Annotated in this window: 1 pseudogene; it reads left to right on the top strand. The window is 38.7% G+C overall.

Annotated elements, in window-relative coordinates:
• Window positions 1-788 (top strand): annotated as a pseudogene (locus ACFIK8_RS09830) (M23 family peptidase); the annotation flags it as partial.

Genomic DNA, 788 nt, shown 5'->3' with positions numbered 1-788 from the left:
CGTTCAAACCTTTCAGAAACACCAAATCCTGATGCCAATGGACAGAAAGGTGATCGTATTTCTCCCACCCATGCGCGGAAAAGCTTCGACAGTAAGCGCGAATTTGAATTATCAATTCTGCAAAAAAAGGGTGACGAAAAAATCATTCAGACACAACATTTCAAATGGATTCGAATGGCGTTAGCCAAAGAGCGCCCACATCAATATACCTATCCTAAATTTGATGCTTTAAGCATTTTTGAGAGTGATTCGCAAAACCAAGGCAGCACACCACAAACTTCCGGAGAAATTTATGGCGTAAAGGTGGAAACAAAAATAACCCTACGCAACTATAATTTTATCATTGATCAAGTCAACTTTGATGGTGCAGATACCCTCACGGACAATGCAGCACAACAAGAATTACAAAAAGCTGGATTTACTTTAGAAAAAACCAGCGAACTCCTTTCAATTCTGACACTGATCGATCCTTTAAAATTAGATGACTTATCCTCTAGCGCCCAATTTACAGATGCTCCTGAGGTACGCATGGTTCAAGAAAATGTGACCATTTCCCCCCAAAATCACCGAATTGATCTCGCAAAAAATTATGCTGAAGATATTATTCCTATTCAGAAAAAACAAAAGCTTATCGATGCTTTTAAAAAAACCAACTATACAAAAGAGCAAATTGAACAGATAGCAAAGACTTTAATTTTTTTTTACCATTCGGATACGCTTAAAGAAGGAAGCCTTTTACGCATTGGTATTGTGACGCAAGCGGGAGAAGAAGATCATCTTGTGCGGGC

The sequence above is a fragment of the Bartonella sp. MR168JLCBS genome, assembly GCF_042194175.1.
This window is presented reverse-complemented; position numbering and strand designations above follow the sequence as displayed.